General features: G+C 62.1%; 11 protein-coding genes and 1 other RNA gene. 8 read left to right on the plus strand and 4 right to left on the minus strand.

Annotation, left to right across the window (positions count from 1 at the left end; all coding sequences use genetic code 11):
• Positions 1 to 30 precede the first annotated feature (30 nt).
• Complete coding sequence (gene xdhB, locus B0E42_RS14960) at positions 31 to 2,430, minus strand: xanthine dehydrogenase molybdopterin binding subunit (protein WP_077506742.1); 2,400 nt, start codon at positions 2,428 to 2,430, stop codon at positions 31 to 33.
• Positions 2,423 to 3,877 carry a xanthine dehydrogenase small subunit gene (gene xdhA, locus B0E42_RS14965; RefSeq protein WP_077506743.1) on the minus strand — a complete coding sequence of 485 codons (1,455 nt, stop codon included), beginning with the start codon at positions 3,875 to 3,877 and terminating at the stop codon, positions 2,423 to 2,425. Before xdhA ends, xdhB begins: the two co-directional genes overlap by 8 nt.
• Positions 3,878 to 4,259: 382 nt before the next feature.
• On the opposite strand from xdhA, the gene B0E42_RS14970 reads away from it, so the two are divergent.
• From B0E42_RS14970 to ffs, 6 genes are all read left to right on the plus strand, one after another.
• Entirely contained in the window at positions 4,260 to 4,919 is a 660-nt protein-coding gene (locus tag B0E42_RS14970; RefSeq protein WP_003199566.1) for a GntR family transcriptional regulator, read from the plus strand.
• A 2-nt stretch (positions 4,920 to 4,921) separates the two neighbouring features.
• On the plus strand, positions 4,922 to 8,410 hold the full coding sequence (gene smc / locus B0E42_RS14975; RefSeq protein ID WP_077506744.1) for a chromosome segregation protein SMC: 3,489 nt from the start codon (positions 4,922 to 4,924) through the stop codon (positions 8,408 to 8,410).
• Between the two features lie 258 nt (positions 8,411 to 8,668).
• Complete coding sequence (zipA, locus tag B0E42_RS14980) at positions 8,669 to 9,514, plus strand: cell division protein ZipA (RefSeq protein WP_018608644.1); 846 nt, start codon at positions 8,669 to 8,671, stop codon at positions 9,512 to 9,514.
• 258 nt (positions 9,515 to 9,772) lie between these two features.
• Entirely contained in the window at positions 9,773 to 12,130 is a 2,358-nt protein-coding gene (ligA, locus tag B0E42_RS14985; RefSeq protein ID WP_018608642.1) for an NAD-dependent DNA ligase LigA, read from the plus strand.
• A gap of 119 nt (positions 12,131 to 12,249) precedes the next feature.
• The gene (locus B0E42_RS14990) at positions 12,250 to 13,410 is read left to right on the plus strand and encodes a putative zinc-binding metallopeptidase (protein WP_018608640.1); all 1,161 of its coding nucleotides are present in this window, start codon (positions 12,250 to 12,252) and stop codon (positions 13,408 to 13,410) included.
• A gap of 317 nt (positions 13,411 to 13,727) precedes the next feature.
• An RNA gene (gene ffs / locus B0E42_RS14995) (signal recognition particle sRNA small type) lies at positions 13,728 to 13,824 on the plus strand.
• 183 nt (positions 13,825 to 14,007) lie between these two features.
• Here the strand turns inward: ffs and B0E42_RS15000 are convergent.
• Positions 14,008 to 14,322 carry a helix-turn-helix domain-containing protein gene (locus B0E42_RS15000; protein WP_018608638.1) on the minus strand — a complete coding sequence of 105 codons (315 nt, stop codon included), beginning with the start codon at positions 14,320 to 14,322 and terminating at the stop codon, positions 14,008 to 14,010.
• A 338-nt stretch (positions 14,323 to 14,660) separates the two neighbouring features.
• Here B0E42_RS15000 and B0E42_RS15005 point away from each other — a divergent pair, with 338 nt between their 5' ends.
• A complete protein-coding gene (locus B0E42_RS15005) occupies positions 14,661 to 16,409 on the plus strand; it encodes a bifunctional diguanylate cyclase/phosphodiesterase (protein ID WP_018608636.1) in 1,749 nt (582 codons plus the stop codon).
• Here B0E42_RS15005 and B0E42_RS15010 read toward each other — a convergent pair.
• A complete protein-coding gene (locus B0E42_RS15010) occupies positions 16,355 to 17,125 on the minus strand; it encodes an ABC transporter substrate-binding protein (protein WP_077506745.1) in 771 nt (256 codons plus the stop codon). The genes B0E42_RS15005 and B0E42_RS15010 overlap by 55 nt on opposite strands.
• A gap of 143 nt (positions 17,126 to 17,268) precedes the next feature.
• On the opposite strand from B0E42_RS15010, the gene dnaX reads away from it, so the two are divergent.
• A complete protein-coding gene (dnaX, locus tag B0E42_RS15015) occupies positions 17,269 to 19,344 on the plus strand; it encodes a DNA polymerase III subunit gamma/tau (protein WP_077506746.1) in 2,076 nt (691 codons plus the stop codon).
• Positions 19,345 to 19,390: the final 46 nt, after the last annotated feature.

Below are 19,390 nucleotides of genomic sequence, written 5' to 3' on the forward strand. Positions count from 1 at the left end.
CGAGCCTGCTCGCGATAGCCGCGCCGCGGATTAAAGCGAAGCCGCTTCGGCTTCAGCTTCCTCAGCCTTGACCGCCTTCAACCCCCGCATCTGCTCACACCCCCACAACACCCGCTCCGGCGTTGCCGGCGCGTCGATGTTCGGCTGGTGCTGGTAATCCCCCAGGCTCGCCACGGCGTCCTTGATGGCGCACCACGCGGCGATGCCGAGCATGAACGGCGGCTCGCCCACGGCCTTGGAGTGAAACACCGTGTCTTCGGGGTTTTTGCGGTTTTCCACCAACTTGACCCGCAGGTCCAGCGGCATGTCGGCCACGGCGGGGATCTTGTAGCTGGCCGGGCCATTGGTCATCAGCTTGCCCTTGTCGTTCCACACCAGTTCTTCCATGGTCAGCCAGCCCATGCCCTGGATGAAACCACCCTCGACCTGGCCGATGTCGATGGCCGGGTTCAGCGAGGCGCCGACGTCGTGGAGGATGTCAGTGCGCAGCATCTTGTACTCGCCGGTGAGGGTGTCGACGATCACCTCGGCACAGGCCGCGCCATAGGCGTAGTAGTAGAACGGCCGGCCACGGGCCTGGCTGCGGTCGTAGTAGATTTTCGGGGTCTTGTAGAAGCCGGTGCTCGACAGCGAGACCTGGGCGAAATAGGCCTGCTGCACGAGCGCCTCGAAGCTCAGGATGTGATCGCGCACCCGCACATGGCCGTTGTGGAACTCGACGTCTTCTTCGCTGACCTTGTACTGCCGCGCGGCGAATTCCACCAGGCGCCGCTTGATGGTTTCGGCGGCGTTCTGCGCGGCCTTGCCGTTCAGGTCGGCACCGCTGGAGGCGGCGGTGGGCGAAGTGTTCGGCACCTTGTCGGTGTTGGTCGCGGTGATTTGCACGCGGTCCATTTCCACCTGGAACACCTCGGCCACCACTTGGGCGACCTTGGTGTTCAAGCCTTGGCCCATTTCGGTGCCGCCATGGTTCAGGTGGATGCTGCCGTCGGTGTAGACGTGGATCAAGGCGCCGGCCTGGTTGAGGAAACTGGCGGTAAAGGAAATGCCGAATTTCACCGGCGTCAGTGCCAGGCCCTTTTTCAGGATCGGGCTGTTGGCGTTGTAGCGGCGGATCGCTTCGCGGCGCTCGGCGTACTGGCTGCTGTCTTCCAGTTCGGCGGTCATTTCCTCGAGCATGTTGTGCTCGACGGTCTGGTAGTAGTGGGTGACGTTACGCTCGGTCTTGCCGTAGTAGTTGGCCTTGCGCACCGCCAGCGGATCGAGCCCCAGGTGCCGGGCGATGGCATCCATCACCTCTTCGATGGCGACCATGCCTTGGGGGCCGCCGAAACCACGGTAAGCGGTGTTCGACGCGGTGTTGGTCTTGCAGCGGTGGCCGTTGATGGTCGCATCGCCCAGGTAGTAGGCGTTGTCGGCATGGAACATCGCCCGGTCGACGATCGAGGCCGACAGGTCCGGCGAGCAACCGCAGTTGCCGGCCAGTTCCAGGGCGATGCCGTGCAGGCGCCCGGTGCTGTCGAAGCCGACGTCGTATTCGATGTAGAAGGGGTGGCGCTTGCCGGTCATCAGCATGTCTTCGACACGGGGCAGGCGCATCTTGGTCGGCTGGCCGGTGAGGTGCGCGATGACGGCGCACAGGCACGCCGGGCTGGCGGCCTGGGTTTCTTTGCCGCCAAAGCCGCCGCCCATGCGGCGCATGTCCACCACGACTTTGTTCATCGACACGCCCAGCACTTCGGCCACCAGTTTCTGCACTTCGGTGGGGTTCTGGGTCGAGCAGTAGACGAGCATGCCGCCGTCTTCGGTGGGCATCACCGAGGAAACCTGGGTTTCCAGGTAAAAGTGTTCCTGGCCGCCGATGTGCAGCGAGCCCTGGATGCGATGCTCGGCGCTCGCCAGTGCCGCGGCCGAATCACCGCGCTGGTGGGTGTGGCTGTCGAGCACGAAGTGCCGCTTGCGCAGGGCCTCGACCACGTCCAGCACCGGTTCCAGGTCTTCGTATTCGACGATGGCCGCCATCGCCGCCTTGCGCGCGGTGTCCAGGTCCTTGGCGGCGACGGCCAGCACCGGTTGGCCGACGAACTGCACATCATCGATGGCCAGCAGCGGATCACCCGGCAGCAACGGGCCGATGTCCTTCAGGCCAGGAATGTCTGCATGGGTAATGGCGATGCGCACGCCTTCGAAGGCGTAGCAGGGCGTGGTATCGATGCGGATGATCCGGGCGTGGGCGCGGTCCGACAGCCGGGCATAGACGTGCAACTGGTTGGGGAATTCCAGGCGGTCATCGATGTACTGCGCCTCACCGGACACATGCTTGGCGGCGCTGTCGTGCTTGACGCTGCGGCCCACGCCGGTGGTCAGGTCGCGGGCGAACAGCTCGGCGAGTTCGGCTTGGGTCTTCTCTACGGTGTGATGGTTAGACATAAGCGGTCACCCGAGTCTCGATGTGCGGCGTTTGCAGTTCGATGAAGTATTTGCGCAGCAAGTTGCGGGCGCTGAGCAGGCGGTATTCCTTGCTGGCGCGGAAGTCCGACAGCGGCGTGAAATCCTCGGCCAGGGCAGCGCAGGCGCGTTCAATGGTGCTGTCGGTCCACGGTGCACCGATCAATACCGCCTCACAATGCTTGGCGCGTTTTGGGGTCGCGGCCATGCCGCCGAAAGCCACGCGGGCGTCGCGGACCACGCCGTTGTCGATGCGCAGGTTGAACGCCGCGCATACGGCGCAAATGTCATCGTCCAGGCGCTTGGACACCTTGTAGGCGCGGAACGCCTGTTCGGCGCTGGCTCGCGGCACGATGATCTTTTCGATGAATTCGCTTTCCTGGCGGGCGGTGACCCGGTAGTCGATGAAATAGTCTTCCAGGGCCAGGGTGCGGCGGGTCTGGCCCTTGCACAGCACGATCTGCGCGCCGAGGGCGATCAGCAGGGGCGGCGAGTCGCCAATCGGTGAGGCGTTGCCGATGTTGCCGCCGAGGGTGCCCTGGTTGCGGATCTGCAGCGAGGCGAAGCGCTGCAGCAGTTCGCCAAAGTCCGGGTATTCGGCTTTCAGGGCCTCGTAGCAATCGGAGAGGGTGGTGGCAGCGCCGATCTCCAGGCGATCGTCGAAGCGTTCGATGCGCTTGAGTTCGGCGACGTTGCCCACGTAGATCATCACCGGCAGGGTGCGATGAAACTGCGTGACTTCCAGGGCCAGGTCCGTGCCGCCGGCCAGCAGACGCGCCTGGGGATAAGCATCGTAAAGATCGGCCAGGTCGGCGACGGTCAGTGGCACCAGGCAGCGTTTGTCGCCATTGTTGAGCTCACCGGTCTCGGTCGGGGCGATGGCTTTGAGGCGGGCAATAGTCTCGGCCTCGCGGGCATCGAACTGGTCTGGCTGCTTGCCACAGCAGGCTTGCTCGGCGGCGGCCAGGATCGGCCGGTAACCGGTGCAACGGCAGAGGTTGCCGGCCAGGGCTTCGTGGGCTTTATGGGCGTCGGGTTGTTCGCTGTTCTTTTGCAGGGCGAACAGCGACATGACGAAGCCCGGTGTGCAGAAGCCGCATTGCGAGCCGTGGCAATCGACCATCGCCTGCTGGACGCTGTGCAATTGGCCCTGGTGCTTGAGGTCTTCGACGCTGATCAGTTGCTTGCCGTGCAGGGACGAGACGAAGGTCAGGCAGGCATTGAGGCTGCGATAGCGAATGCGTTCGTGGCCATCGGCGTCCGTTTCCAATTCGCCTACCACCACCGTGCACGCGCCACAGTCGCCACTGGCGCAGCCTTCTTTGGTGCCTGGTTTACCAACGTGTTCGCGCAAATAGTTGAGCACGGTCAGGTTCGGGTCCAGGGCGTGCTCGCTACGGAGTTCCTGGTTGAGTAAAAACTGGATCACGGAAGGCCTCGCAGACTCATTATTGTTGTATCGACGTGGGCCTGAATTTATCAGGTCTGACTTTTCGGTCAACGATTTTCTGACTTAAAGGTCAAGAAAAGCTATTTGGTCGATGAACAACGATCGATGGACACTGTAGAACCCTGTGGGAGCCGAGCTTGCTCGCGATGACGGCGGTATATTCAGTATGGATGCAAGATGACAGACCGCTATCGCGAGCAGGCTCGCTCCCACAGGTTCTTCCACAGGTTCTGTTTCAGCAGGAACGCTCAAACTTTTTTGCTTGAATCGTGCCAAAAACCCGGTACAGGCCCTGCGCCATGACGTATCGAGTGCGCTACACTGCGCCGCTTGTGCAAATCGAAGAGTTTGAAGGACAACCATGACGTTCAAGGCCCCGGACAGCCTCGCCGAGCAAATCGCCCATCACCTCGCCGAACGCATCATTCGCGGCGAAATGAAACCGGGAGAGCGCATCCAGGAGCAGAAGGTCACGCTGGCGCTCAACGTCAGCCGCGGTTCGGTCCGCGAGGCCTTGCTGATCCTGGAACGACGCCATTTGATCGCGATCCTGCCGCGCCGTGGCGCCCACGTCACCGAACTCACCGAACACAAGGTGCGCAGCCTCTGCACGTTGATGAGCGAGCTGTACATCCTGCTGGGCAACGCCGTGGCCCATGGCTGGAAAGAGCAAGCCGACATGGCGCCGTTCGTGGCGATCCAGCAGCGTCTCAACGACGCCTACGCGCGCCAGGACATCCGCACCTTCGTCGATGAAAGCTTCAGTGTGATGCGCGCCGCCTATCCCTTTGCCGACAACCCGTACTTGCAGGAAACCGTCGAGAACCTGCAACCGGCCATGAGTCGTGCCTATTTCCTGGCCCTGGACCAGCGCAAGGCGGAAATGAGCGAGTTCCTCGACCTGTTCCAGCGCCTGCTCGCCGCCGTGCTGGCCCGTGATTTGCCGCAGATCCGCATCGTGCTCACGGCCTACGCCCAGCGCAGTTGCGATCTGGTGGTCTCTGCACTGACGAAGGCCTGAACGTGCGGCTCAAGTGCATCAAGCTGGCGGGGTTCAAATCCTTCGTCGACCCGACCACGGTGAACTTCCCCAGTAACATGGCGGCGGTGGTCGGGCCCAATGGTTGCGGCAAGTCGAACATCATCGACGCCGTGCGCTGGGTGATGGGCGAAAGTTCGGCCAAGAACTTGCGCGGCGAGTCGATGACCGACGTCATCTTCAACGGCTCCACCAGTCGCAAGCCGGTGAGCCAGGCCAGTATCGAGCTGGTGTTCGATAACTCCGACGGCACCCTGGTGGGTGAATACGCGGCCTATGCGGAAATCTCCATTCGTCGCAAAGTGACCCGCGACAGCCAGAACAGCTATTTCCTCAACGGCACCAAGTGCCGGCGTCGCGACATCACCGATATCTTCCTCGGCACCGGCCTGGGCCCGCGCAGCTACTCGATCATTGAGCAGGGCATGATCTCCAAGCTGATCGAGGCCAAGCCCGAAGACCTGCGCAACTTCATCGAAGAAGCCGCCGGTATTTCCAAATACAAGGAACGGCGGCGCGAGACCGAAAACCGCATTCGTCGCACCCACGAGAACCTCGCGCGCCTGACCGACCTGCGCGAAGAACTCGAACGCCAACTCGAGCGTTTGCACCGTCAGGCCGAGGCCGCGAAGAAGTACCAGGAATACAAGGGCGAGGAGCGCCAGCTCAAGGCCCAGCTTTCGGCCCTGCGTTGGCAGGCGCTGAACGAGCAGGTCGGCCAGCGTGAGGCGATCATCGGCAACCAGGAAGTCAGCTTCGAAGCCCTGGTGGCCGAGCAACGCAACGCCGACGCCGCCATCGAACGCCTGCGCGACGGTCACCATGACCTGTCCGAGCGCTTCAATCTGGTGCAGGGGCGCTTCTATTCCGTGGGGGGCGACATCGCCCGGGTCGAGCAGAGCATCCAGCATGGTCAACAACGGCTGCGGCAGTTGCAGGATGACTTGAAGGAAGCCGAGCGGGCGCGCCTGGAAACCGAGTCGCACCTGGGCCACGACCGCACGTTGCTGCTGACCCTTGGCGAAGAACTGGACCGGCTCACGCCAGAGCAGGAAATCACCAGCGCCGCCGCCGAAGAGGCCGCCGCGGCCCTGGAAGAAGCCGAACTGACCATGCACGGCTGGCAAGAGCAGTGGGACAGTTTCAACCTGACCTCGGCCGAGCCGCGGCGCCAGGCTGAAGTCCAGCAGTCGCGCATCCAGCAGTTGGAAACCAGCATGGAGCGCCTGGCCGAACGTCAGCGCCGCCTGTCCGAAGAGCGCGCCTTGCTCGCGGCGGATCCGGAAGACGCGGCGATTCTGGACCTGAGCGAGCAACTGGCGGCCAGCGAAGCCACCCTCGAAGACCTGCAGGCCAGCGAAGACGCCCAGGTCGAACGGCTTGAGCAACTGCGCCAGGCCTTGCAACTGGCCTTGCAGAACCAGCAGCAGGGCCAGGGCGAATTGCAGCGGCTCAATGGGCGCCTGGCCTCGCTGGAAGCCTTGCAGCAAGCCGCGTTGGATCCCGGCACTGGCGCCGCCGAATGGCTGCGCGACCAGCACCTGGCCGAGCGTCCGCGCCTGGCCGAGGGCCTGAAGGTCGATGCCGGTTGGGAGCTGGCGGTGGAAACCGTGCTGGGTGCCGATCTGCAAGCAGTGCTGGTGGATGACTTCGGTGGCTTCGACCTGTCGGGTTTCACCCAGGGCGATCTGCGCCTGCTCAGCCCGGCTGGCGACGGCGTACGAATCCCCGGCAGCTTGCTGGACAAGGTCGAGGCCCAGGTCGACCTGTCGCCCTGGCTGGGGCAGGTCAAACCGGTGGACAGCCTTGAACAGGCCTTGGCCCTGCGTGGGCAATTGGCAGTCGGCGAAAGCCTGATCAGTCGAGACGGGTATTGGGTCGGCCGGCATTTCCTGCGAGTGCGTCGGGCCAGCGAAGCCGAGAGCGGCATGCTTGCCCGCGGTCAGGAAATCCAGCGCCTGGGCGCCGAGCGCGAAGAGCGCGAGGCCAGCGTCGAAGCCCTGGAAACCGAATTGCAAAACCTGCGGGCGCAACAGCGTCAACAGGAAAACGGCCGCGAACACCTGCGGCGGCTGTTGCAGGATGAAGCGCGCCAGCAAGGCGAGCTCAAGGCGCAGTTGTCCGCCGGCAAGGCCAAGGTTGAACAACTGGCGCTGCGCCGCACCCGCCTGGAAGAAGAAATCGCCGAACTGGGCGAGCAGCGGGCGTTGGAGCACGAACAGATCGGCGAGGCGCGCTTGCAGTTGCAAGAAGCCCTCGACGCCATGGCGCTGGACACCGAGCAGCGTGAACTGCTGCTGGCCCAGCGTGACAGCCTGCGCGAGCGCCTGGACCGGGTGCGCCAGGAAGCACGCCAGCACAAGGACCATGCCCATCAGTTGGCGGTGCGCCTGGGCTCGCTCAAGGCTCAGCACGATTCCACGCGCCAGGCCTTGGAACGGTTGGAAATGCAGTCCGAGCGCCTGACCGAAAAACGCGAGCAGTTGAGCCTCAATCTGGAGGAGGGCGAAGCGCCGCTGGAAGAGCTGCGCCTCAAGCTCGAAGAGTTGCTCGACAAGCGTATGAGCGTCGACGAGGAGCTCAAGACGGCGCAGATCGCCCTGGAGGACGCCGACCGCGAACTGCGCGATGCCGAGAAGCGCCGCAGCCAGGCCGAGCAGCAATCGCAACTGATCCGCGGCCAGATGGAACAGCAGCGCATGGAGTGGCAGGCCCTGACGGTGCGGCGCAAAGCCTTGCAGGACCAATTGCTGGAAGACGGCTACGACCTCGATGGCGTGCTCGCCACCCTGGTGGCCGGGGCGAACGAGAAGGACGCCGAGGAGGAATTGGAACGCATTGCCCAGCGCATCCAGCGCCTGGGGGCAATCAACCTGGCGGCCATCGACGAGTACCAGCAGCAGTCCGAGCGCAAGCGTTACCTGGACGCCCAGAACGACGATCTGGTGGAAGCGCTGGAGACCCTGGAAAACGTCATCCGCAAGATCGACAAGGAAACCCGCAACCGCTTCAAGGATACCTTTGATCAGATCAACGGCGGTTTGCAGGCACTTTTCCCAAAAGTTTTCGGTGGCGGCAGCGCTTACTTGGAACTGACGGGCGAAGATTTACTCGATACAGGGGTGACAATCATGGCGCGTCCTCCTGGCAAGAAGAACAGCACCATCCATTTGCTCTCCGGTGGCGAAAAGGCGCTGACCGCGCTGGCCCTGGTCTTTGCCATCTTCAAATTGAACCCGGCGCCGTTCTGCATGCTCGACGAAGTCGATGCACCACTGGACGACGCCAACGTAGGCCGTTACGCACGGCTGGTGAAGGAGATGTCTGAAACGGTGCAGTTCATCTACATCACCCACAACAAGATCGCCATGGAAATGGCCGATCAGTTGATGGGCGTGACCATGCATGAGCCGGGCTGTTCGCGGCTGGTGGCGGTGGATGTGGAGGAGGCCATGGCCATGGTGGATGCCTGAACAACGGCTTGTAGGGCTTCTACTTGGAACGCTGTAGGTATTTTTTACCCTTAGGCCTGTTGTTCAAATCACAGATTGGGCACAAGCCTGTGCGACAGACGGTGTAAAGTTATCTTTGGTCGTGCTAGTTTAATGTCAATTTTTCGTATGCGTGGGCAAAATGCCATTCAGAACATAGAGTTGGCACCACGTTTTAAAGCGGTTTGCAAATAGCTAAGCCCCTTATTTTTCAGCATTTTTATAGAGGCACGGGATTACATGGAAATCGGTCTGCGCGAGTGGCTGATCGTCATCGGCATCATAGTCATTGCCGGTATTCTTTTCGACGGCTGGCGTCGCATGCGCGGCGGCAAGGGGAAACTGAAGTTTCGCCTGGATCGCAGCCTGTCGAACCTGCCCGATGAGGATGACAGCGCCGAACTGCTGGGCCCGCCGCGGGTGCTGGACACCCACAAGGAGCCGCAGCTGGACGAACACGACTTGCCGTCGATGAGCGCATCTGCCCGTGAACCACGGGAATCGGGTTCCAAGCGCGGCAAGCGCAACAGTGAGCCGTCCCAGGGTGATTTGAACCTGAACCTCGACCTGGATGGTGGGCCGAGCTTCAGCAGCCGCGACAACGATTTCCCGGACGAGAACAAAACCTCGGGCGCCGACAAAGACCAGGCCCAGGCGGAAGAAGTGCTGGTGATCAGCGTGATCTGCCGCGACCCGGCTGGCTTCAAGGGCCCGGCGTTGCTGCAGAACATCCTCGAAAGCGGCCTGCGTTTCGGCGAGATGGACATTTTCCATCGTCACGAGAGCATGGCCGGCAACGGCGAGGTGCTGTTCTCCATGGCCAACGCCGTCAAGCCTGGCGTGTTCGACCTCGACGACATCGATCATTTCAGCACGCCGGCGGTGAGTTTCTTCCTCGGTCTGCCTGGCCCGCGTCATCCCAAGCAGGCCTTCGACGTGATGGTGGCCGCGGCGCGCAAGCTGTCCCAGGAACTCAATGGCGAACTCAAGGATGACCAGCGCAGCGTGCTGACCGCCCAGACCATCGAGCACTACCGCCAGCGCATCGTCGAATTCGAGCGCCGGGCACTGACCCAGAAGCGCTGAAGTCGCCAAGTTGATGTGGAGGGGCTTCTGTGGCGAGGGGATTTATCCCCGCTGGGCTGCGAAGCAGCCCTGAAACCTGACTCCGTGGTCTCTTATCCGGCTAATTGAGTCGAGAGCTCTTGGGGCTGCTCCGCAGCCCAGCGGGGATAAATCCCCTCGCCACAGGTTTTGCATTCGGCCGGTTCAGGCACGACTTGCCGATGGTTTTGAGAAAATTGAGCAGCCCAGGCTGCTCTTTTGCTTTATGAGAGAACACCCATGAACGCCGTTGAAACCCGCATCCAAAAGCTGCGTACCGAGCTGGATCAGCACAACTACCGCTACCACGTCCTCGACGAGCCGAGCATCCCGGACGCCGAGTACGACCGCTTGTTCCACGAGCTCAAGGCCCTGGAAGAGCAACACCCGGAACTGGTAACCAGTGATTCCCCGACCCAGCGGGTCGGCAGCGTGGCGCTGTCGGCGTTCAGCCAGGTGCGTCACGAGATCCCGATGCTCAGCCTGGGCAACGCCTTCGACGAAACCACTATGCGTGAATTCGACCGCCGGGTGACGGAAGGTCTCGACCTGCCCATGGGCGATTTGCTGGGCGGTGGCGCGGCGGTGGAATACAGCTGCGAGCCGAAGCTCGATGGCTTGGCGGTCAGCCTGTTGTATCAGGACGGCATGCTGGTGCGCGGAGCCACGCGCGGTGACGGCACCACGGGCGAGGACATCAGCGTCAACGTGCGTACCGTGCGCAATATCCCCCTCAAGTTGCAGGGCAGCGGCTGGCCGCCAGTGTTGGAAGTGCGCGGCGAGGTGTACATGTCCAAGGCCGGCTTCGAGCGCCTCAACGCTACGCAACTGGAAGCGGGTGGCAAGACCTTCGCCAACCCGCGCAACGCGGCGGCGGGGAGCCTGCGCCAGCTGGATTCCAAGATCACCGCCAACCGCCCGCTGGAATTCTGCTGCTACGGTATCGGTCAGGTGACCGCGGACATTGCCGATACCCACATCGGCAACCTCAAACAGCTCAAGGCCTGGGGCTTGCCTATCAGTCGTGAACTGAAGCTGGCCCACGGCATTGACGAATGCCTGGATTACTACCGCGACATCGGCGAGCGGCGCAACGCGTTGCCTTATGAAATCGACGGGGTGGTGTTCAAGGTCAACAGCATCGCCTCCCAACGCGAGCTCGGTTTCCGTGCTCGGGAACCGCGTTGGGCCATCGCTCATAAATTCCCGGCCTCTGAAGAACTCACCGAGTTGCTCGACGTCGAGTTCCAGGTCGGCCGCACTGGCGCTGTCACGCCCGTGGCGCGCCTCAAGCCGGTCAAGGTCGCGGGCGTGACCGTGGCCAACGCCACCTTGCACAACATGGACGAAGTGGCGCGCCTGGGCCTGATGATCGGCGACACCGTGATCATCCGCCGTGCTGGCGACGTGATCCCGCAAGTGGTGCAAGTGATCACCGAGCGCCGCCCGGACGATGCTCGCCCCGTGGAGATCCCCCAGCAGTGCCCGGTGTGTGGTTCCCATGTCGAGCGCACGCAACTGATCAAACGCAGCAAGGGCCGTGAAACCATCAGCGAAGGCGCGGTGTACCGCTGCGTCGGTCGCCTGGCCTGTGGCGCGCAGCTCAAGCAGGCGATCATTCACTTCGTCTCGCGTCGGGCCATGGACATCGAGGGCCTGGGCGAGAAGAGTGTCGAGCAACTGGTGGACGAGGGCCTGGTGGGTTCGCCCGCCGATCTGTATGCCCTGACCTTCGAGCAGGTGGTCGACCTGGAAGGCTTCGCCGAACTGTCGAGCAAGAACCTGCTGGCGGCCATTGTCGACAGCAAGAAGCCGAGCCTGGCGCGTTTCATCTACGCCCTCGGTATCCCGGACGTGGGTGAGGAAACCGCCAAGGTCCTGGCTCGCTCTCTTGGTTCGCTGGAGCGTGTGCAGGCGGCTTTGCCCCAGGTGCTCACCTACTTGCCTGACGTCGGCCTGGAAGTGGCCCACGAGATCCACAGCTTCTCTGAGGACCCACACAACCGCCAGGTGATCAAGGACCTGCTGCGCCACGGTCTCGAGATCCAGGACCAAGGCGAGTTGGGCGCCGAGTTCTCCGCCAGCACGACCCTGGGCGGCTTTCTCGACAAGCTGAACATCCCCTCGGTCGGGCCGGGCGGGGCGCAGAAACTGGCAGACAAGTTCGGCTCACTCGAAGCGGTGATGAACGCCGACTGGCTGGACATGCGCCAGGCGTTGCCGGAAAAACAGGCCAACGCCGTGCGCGAGTTCTTCGCCGTTGCTGCCAACCGTCAGCAGGCCGAAGCAGCGGAGCAACAGCTGCGCGACTTCGGTATGCATTGGCAAAGCGAGAAGAAAGTCGTCGAAGGCTTGCCCGAAGCAGGGCACACCTGGGTGCTGACCGGTTCGCTGGAGTTGATGAGTCGCGACGTCGCCAAGGATAAGCTGGAGAGCCTGGGGGCGAAGGTCGCCGGTTCCGTGTCGGCGAAAACCCACTGCGTGGTGGCGGGGCCGGGCGCCGGTTCGAAACTGACCAAGGCCAATGAGCTGGGGCTCAAGGTGCTCGATGAACAAGCCTTTGTCGATTTCTTGACTGGGCATGGCATCGCGCTCTGAGGGCGCTCGGCTTTTGTGGGGAGGGAGCAAGCTCCCTCCCCACGGTCTATGACGCAACGCGTTGGAACGATCATGAACGTAAGGTGATCTAGTCTTGCAGGCTCCAGGGAGAGATCGCCATGTACCGCTTCTTCGAACAACTGAGCTCACGCATCGCCGCGCCGTTCCTGGGCGATCGGTCACGTAACAGCAAGGTATGGCCGTGCCGCTGTGGCCAGTCGTTGTTTTTTCGCAATAGCCAGTGCCTGGCCTGCCTGGCGGCGCTGGGTTATCAACCTGAGCAGAGTCGCCTGACGTCCTTGCAGCCCGGCGAGCAAGCCGGGACCTGGACGCTGGACGCCGATCCCCAGGCCGGGCTGTTCCGCCGTTGCGCCAACCTCGACACCGCGGCGGCCTGCAATTGGCTGCTGCCGGCCAATGGGCACGACACCCTGTGCGTCGCCTGTAGCCTGAACCGTACTATTCCTGACCTGTCGATTCCGGAAAATCCCGAACGCTGGCGCAAGGTCGAGACCGCCAAGCGTCGATTGGTCGCGCAGCTGATTACTTTCGGCTTGCCGGTCATCCCGAAAACTGTCGATGAAAACATCGGCTTGGCGTTTGATTTCATCGGCGTCGATCCCGACGGCACGCCGCCAACCACCGGTCACGCCAGTGGATTGGTGACCCTCGACATCAAGGAGGCGGACGATGCCCATCGCGAATACGTGCGCCAGCAGATGCGCGAGCCGTATCGCACCTTGCTCGGGCATTTTCGTCATGAGGTGGGGCACTATTACTGGGACCGGCTGATCGCCAACAGCCAGTGGCTCGAAGCCTTTCGCGAGCTGTTCGGTGATGAGCGCGCCAGCTACACCGAAGCCCTGGAGAGGCACTACCAGCAAGGCGCGCCGCTGGACTGGCAAACCCGCTACGTCAGCGCCTATGCCACCATGCACCCGTGGGAAGACTGGGCGGAAACCTGGGCCCATTACCTGCACATGATGGATGCGGTGGACACCGCCCTGGGCTTCGGTATGAGCGCTCGGGAAATGGATTTCGACTACCAGCCGTTTCCGCCCGAAACCCTATACGATTCCGAGCACGCTGGCGGTGCGGCCTTCCTCTCGTTCGTCAACGCCTGGATCGAACTGGCCGGCATGCTCAACGAACTGTCCCGCAGCATGGGCCAGCCGGATTTCTACCCGTTCGTCGTACCGGCTGCGGTGATCACCAAACTGCATTTCATCCATCTGGTGATTCAGGAAGAGGGTGGTCGTGCGGATGAAGTGCTGTTGTAGGTTCCTGTAAAAGCAGTCGGCATCCATGTTGGATGTGCCGACGCCTTCGCGAGCAAGCCCGCTCCCACACGGGTTCTCGGAGTGTTCACAGTCCGGTGTTCACCGCCGTTCTCCTGTGGGAGCGGGCTTGCTCGCGAAAGCGGTGGGGCAGTTTGCATCCATGTTCGATGCGCCAACGTCATCGCGAGCACGCTTTGCTCCCACAGCAAGTGCTTGAACACCTTCAGTTTTTTAATCCGGCACGAACGGTTGTAACTTCTTGCCAGATAGGTACAATGGCGCGGCTCGCCGTCAGGCGGGCGTCGTTATGGTGACCCCATCGGTCCCCCCGCAACGATTACCCGTGAACCTGGTCAGAGCCGGAAGGCAGCAGCCACAGCGGGAACATTGTGTGCCGGGGTGTGGCTGGTGGGGTTGCCTCCATAACGCTCAGGCCTTCGTTCGCAAGGTTTGCCACATTCAAAATTACTTTTCGTTTTGCTGATCGATATCGATCGGTGTTTTCTGCTGTTCAGGCTTTGGTTGGACAGGGCAGGCGAATGCCAAAGAGAATCCCAGCCGTCTCGCATCGATAGACCTGATTTTTCTTTTACTGCATCAAGGCTTGGACAAGGCCTGGTCGACCGCTGCGATCAGCTTTCCCAGGTCCTTGGAGGTGGCTTTGTGTATGACACCGAATAGATACGCCCGCTGTTCTTCCTCATCGCCCATGTCGGCAAAAAAAGCTTTGAGTTGTACGTCCAGCACATTGGCAAGCAGGAACAAGGCTTCGACGCTGGGGGTGTAGGTGCCGGTTTCGAAGCGGCTGATGGTTTTGGGGTCAAAACCGGTTTTTTCGCCAAGTTCAGCCTGAGTAAGCCCTGCTACTTTGCGGTAGCGTCTGATGGCTGGACCCAAGCTTGAAATTCGCATCGCTTAATTCCTATTTAGAATCAAGAACTTAACGATAGATTTTCGCATTAGGCAACCGCGTGATCCATCACCTTACTTTGCAAAGTGTGATGTGTTTCGTAGAATCGGCCTTTGGCACGGGTATTTGGTGACCTGCTTCAGAAGCCGGGGTGTGTACAGAGACCAGGCCTTGCGTTTCTTGCCGCGATACAAGGCAAGGGCTGAAGCCCTCCCTTGGCACCACCAGGGCCCGCGCTCCAGCTGTTCTCAAAGTGTTTGAGCCTAGTTGATTTTCGCCTGTCTTGGAGGCGGTGCAACCGCGCGCGACAAATGAGCCTGACTCATGGATGACTGCTTCGATGGATAAGAAGTACCGCAGAGCCGTTGACGCCGCCGCGATTTTTTCCGAAACCGATCTGAGCGGGCGCATCACCTACGTCAACGATCAATTTTGCAGCCTTTTTGGTTACCGGCGCGATGAGTTGCTGGGCGTGAACCATCGCCTGCTCAATTCCGGCCAGCACCCTGAAGAGTTCTTCAGCGACATGTGGCGCACCATTGCCGTGGGCCAGGTCTGGAAAGGGGAAATCTGCAACCGGGCCAAGGACGGTACGCTGCACTGGGTCGACACCACCCTGGTGCCGGTGATCGATGACGAAACAGGGCACATCGAACGCTACCTGGCGATTCGCTTCGACGTCAGCGAAAAGCGTCGCCTGCTGCATTCGCTGCAATGGCGGGTCGGTCACGATGTGCTGACCGGGCTGCCCAACCGCACTTATCTCTCCGATCTGCTGGACCAGGCCCTGGAGTTTTCCCGTGCGGAAAACTTGCCCCTGGCAGTGTGCATGCTCGACCTCGATGGCTTCAAGGCCGTCAACGACGGTTATGGCCATGCCAGCGGTGATCGGCTGTTGGTGGAGGTCGCCAGGCGCCTGCGCAGTATTGTGCGTGGCGAGGATGTGGTGGCGCGACTGGGCGGGGACGAGTTCGTGCTGGTGCTGCGCCATGTGCGTGGGATGGATGAGTTGCATGCCGCGTTGAACCGGGTGTTGATCGCTGTTTCCATGCCGTATGGCATTGACGGCAAGGACATCAAGGTCTTCGCCAGCATTGGCGTCACATTGTTTCCGTGGGATAACGAAGACGCCGAGACCTTGTTGCGCCACGCCGACCAGGCGATGTACGTGGCCAAGCAAAGCGGTCGCAATCGTTTCCATTTGTTCGATGTGTCCCGGGACAAGGAAGTGCGAGCCACTTACCAGACCGTCGAGCGGGTCCGCCAGGCGCTTGCCGGCAATGAGTTGCGGCTGCATTTCCAGCCCAAGGTCAACATGCGTCATGGCGCCGTGGTCGGCCTGGAGGCGCTGCTGCGCTGGAAGCATCCGCAACGTGGCCTGGTGCCGCCTCGGGAGTTCCTGCCGCTGGTGGAAGAGACCGACCTGATCGTCGAGATCGGCGAGTGGGTCATGGAAAAGGTATTGACCCAGTTGCAGCAATGGCAGCAAGCGGGACAGGGCTGGCCGGTGAGTATCAATATCTCGGCGCGGCATTTTCAGCGGGCGGATTTTGTCGAGCGGCTGCGACAGGTGTTGGAAAGGCATCCGGCGGTACCGCCACGCCTGTTGGATCTGCAGATTGTCGAATCCGTCGCGGTGGAAAACCTTGCCCACGTCAGCGCCTGCCTCCAGGCCTGCCAGGCCTTGGGCGTGGGGTTTTCGCTGGGTGGTTTCGGCACGGGCTACTGCTCGCTCAACGACCTCAAGCACCTGCGCACGCAAACCATCAAGATCGACAAGGCCTTTGTCCGCGACATTCTCCATGATCGCGACGACCTGGCACTGACCGAAGCGGTGATCGGCCTGGCCCGGGCGTTTGGCCGCGAGGTGGTCGCCGAGGGGTTGGACAGCCTTGAGCACGGCCAACTGCTGCTGCGCCTGGGCTGTGAGGTGGCACAAGGTTACTTCATCGCACGGCCCATGCCGCCCGAACAGATACCCGGCTGGGTGCAGGGGTTCATCCCGCCGTTGCAATGGCAGCAGCGGCCGGGCGATCAGGGGGAGGGCGCCTCGCTCCTGGCCTGGGATGCGTCACTGCGGCCAGTGTAAAGCTGGATGATCGCGTCGATCTCCCCTGACGTTTTCATGTTCAGCAAGGTCCTCAGGATGCGTTGTGCTGGAATGTTCGGATCGTTGCGCACATAACAGCTCAACTGCTGTTCCTGAAGCACTGCCACTGCATGGAGTTGTCGATCCGCAGTGTGGCGTTGATTGAACCAGTCCAGTGCCCATTGGTTGCTGACCGCATAGCTATAGCGGCCTGCGAGCAGTTTCGCCAGCACTTGCTCCTGGCTGCGAGCATCGTCTCGGTGCAGTTGGCCGCTGTTGAACAAGGGTTGCAAGGTGGGGTAGGTATAGCTGAGCACCGTACCTATGGCCTGGTGCGCCAGCGTTGCCGGTGTTACTGCCGCAGGTGTGCTTGCCGTGGCGACGAGCAGGTCGCGCTGGAAAAACAACGGGATGCTCCACAGGTAATCGCCACTGTCCTTTACCCAGTCGGGGCTGACATAGCAGCGTACGTCGATCTCGCCGTGTTTCATGGCGCCGTCCAGCCGGGCGCGGGACAGGACATGGAATTGCGCCGGCAGTCCCATCTGGGTCGCCAGGCTGGTCATTACATCGGGAAGGATGCCCTGGGTCGGGCGACCTCGTTCGATCTGCACCATGGGCATCGCCCAGCCGTCGGTAACGGCAAAACGCAAGGGCTCTTCCTCGGCAAAGCAACTGGTACCCAACAACAGCAAAGCCCCCATGGCTGAGCGCATAAACTCTCCTGACTGTACAAAACCGTGTCGACAACCGAGCTCGATTCCCAAGCTTAGTCAGATTAGACGAGCACACCGGATGCAATTTCGCCCCTGCTCCGCTAGCATTAGCCGCTTATGTTCCTTCGTTGCGACGGTTTTCGATGAGTTATCAGGTTCTTGCACGTAAATGGCGTCCGCGCTCGTTCCGCGAAATGGTCGGCCAGACCCATGTGCTCAAGGCTCTGATCAATGCCTTGGACAGCCAGCGGCTGCACCACGCCTACCTGTTCACCGGTACCCGCGGGGTGGGCAAGACCACCATCGCGCGGATCATCGCCAAGTGCCTGAACTGTGAAACCGGCATCACTTCGACGCCTTGCGGCGAGTGTTCGGTCTGCCGGGAGATCGACGAGGGCCGCTTCGTCGACCTGATCGAGATCGACGCCGCCAGCCGCACCAAGGTCGAAGACACCCGCGAACTGCTCGACAACGTGCAGTACGCGCCGAGCCGTGGGCGCTTCAAGGTCTACCTGATCGACGAAGTGCACATGCTCTCCAGCCATTCGTTCAATGCGCTGCTCAAGACCCTCGAGGAACCACCGCCCTACGTCAAGTTCATCCTGGCGACCACCGACCCGCAGAAACTTCCTGCAACGATTTTGTCGCGGTGCCTGCAGTTCTCCCTCAAGAACATGACGCCGGAGCGGGTCGTCGAGCACCTGACGCATGTACTGGGCGTCGAGAACGTGCCCTTCGAGGACGATGCGCTGTGGCTGCTGGGCCGCGCCGCCGATGGTTCGATGCGCGACGCCATGAGCCTGACCGACCAGGCCATCGCGTTCGGTGAAGGCAAGGTCATGGCCGCCGACGTCCGGGCCATGCTTGGCACCCTCGATCATGGCCAGGTCTATGACGTCTTGCATGCGCTGATCGAAGGTGACGCGAAGGCGCTGCTCGAAGCGGTGCGTCACCTGGCCGAGCAGGGCCCGGACTGGAATGGCGTGCTCTCGGAAATTCTCAACGTGCTGCACCGGGTCGCCATCGCCCAGGCCTTGCCTGATGGCGTCGACAACGGTCATGGCGACCGTGATCGCGTATTGGCGCTGGCCCAGGCGCTGCCGGCCGAAGACGTGCAGTTTTATTACCAGATGGGCCTGATCGGCCGTCGCGACCTGCCCCTGGCACCGGATCCGCGCGGCGGCTTCGAAATGGTCCTGCTGCGAATGCTGGCGTTCCGGCCAGCCGATACGACGGACGTCCCGAGGCAAGCGCTAAAGCCAGTGGGGATCAGCCAGGCCACAGCTGATTCCGCCAAGCCAGTGGCTGCCGCGCCCGTCGTTGCGCCGGCAGTGGCTTCGGCTCCGGTAGCGCCGGCACCTGTGGCGGCACCGGCCCCGACACCTGTTGTCGCGGCCCCTGAGCCAGAACCTGAACCGGTCGTCGAGGCGCTGCCCGAACCGGTCGTCGAAGCCGTTGTCGATCTGCCCTGGAACGATCCGATCGAGCCCGAGGTTGTCCAGCAACCGGCCGTGGAGCCGGTCCTGGAGACCATCGCCGAGCAGCCCGAGTTGCCGCCGATGCCTTTGCCGACGCCTGACAGCGTGGTACTCGATGCACCGGAGTGGGTTGCCGCGCCGGTGCCCGAACCGACAGTGACCGACGTCGATGTCGCCACGCCAGGCCTCGACCAGGACGACGAACCGCCGCTGGACGAGGATTACATCGAGCCAGACATGGATTCGGCCTACAGCTACCTGGACGACCTGGCCAGCGAGCACGCCGCTGAGCCGGCCCCGGAGCCCGAGCCGGAACCGGCGGCGATGCCAGCCACCGGCCTGGCCCTGCAATGGCTGGAACTGTTTCCTAAACTGCCGATCAGCGGCATGACCGGCAGCATCGCCGCCAACTGCACGCTGATTTCCGTGGAAGGCGACCACTGGCTGCTGCACCTGGACCCGGCCCACAGCGCACTGTTCAACGCGACCCAGCAACGTCGCCTCAACGATGCGCTGAACCAGTACCACCAGCGCCCCCTGACGCTGACCATGGAGCTGATCAAGCCCGAGCAGGAGACCCCGGCCCAAGCCGGGTCCCGCCGCCGTGCCGACCGTCAGCGCGAAGCCGAGGAGTCGATCCACAGTGATCCATTCATCCAGCAGATGATGCAACAGTTCGGCGCCGTGGTCCGTCACGATACTATCGAACCTATCGAGGCCCCGGTCACCCAGGGCTCATAACTGAAGGCGCCGGGCCGAACGGGCCGGGCGCGTTGTTTATCCAAGT

The organism is Pseudomonas sp. A25(2017), from assembly GCF_002001065.1.
GTDB lineage: Bacteria > Pseudomonadota > Gammaproteobacteria > Pseudomonadales > Pseudomonadaceae > Aquipseudomonas > Aquipseudomonas kilonensis.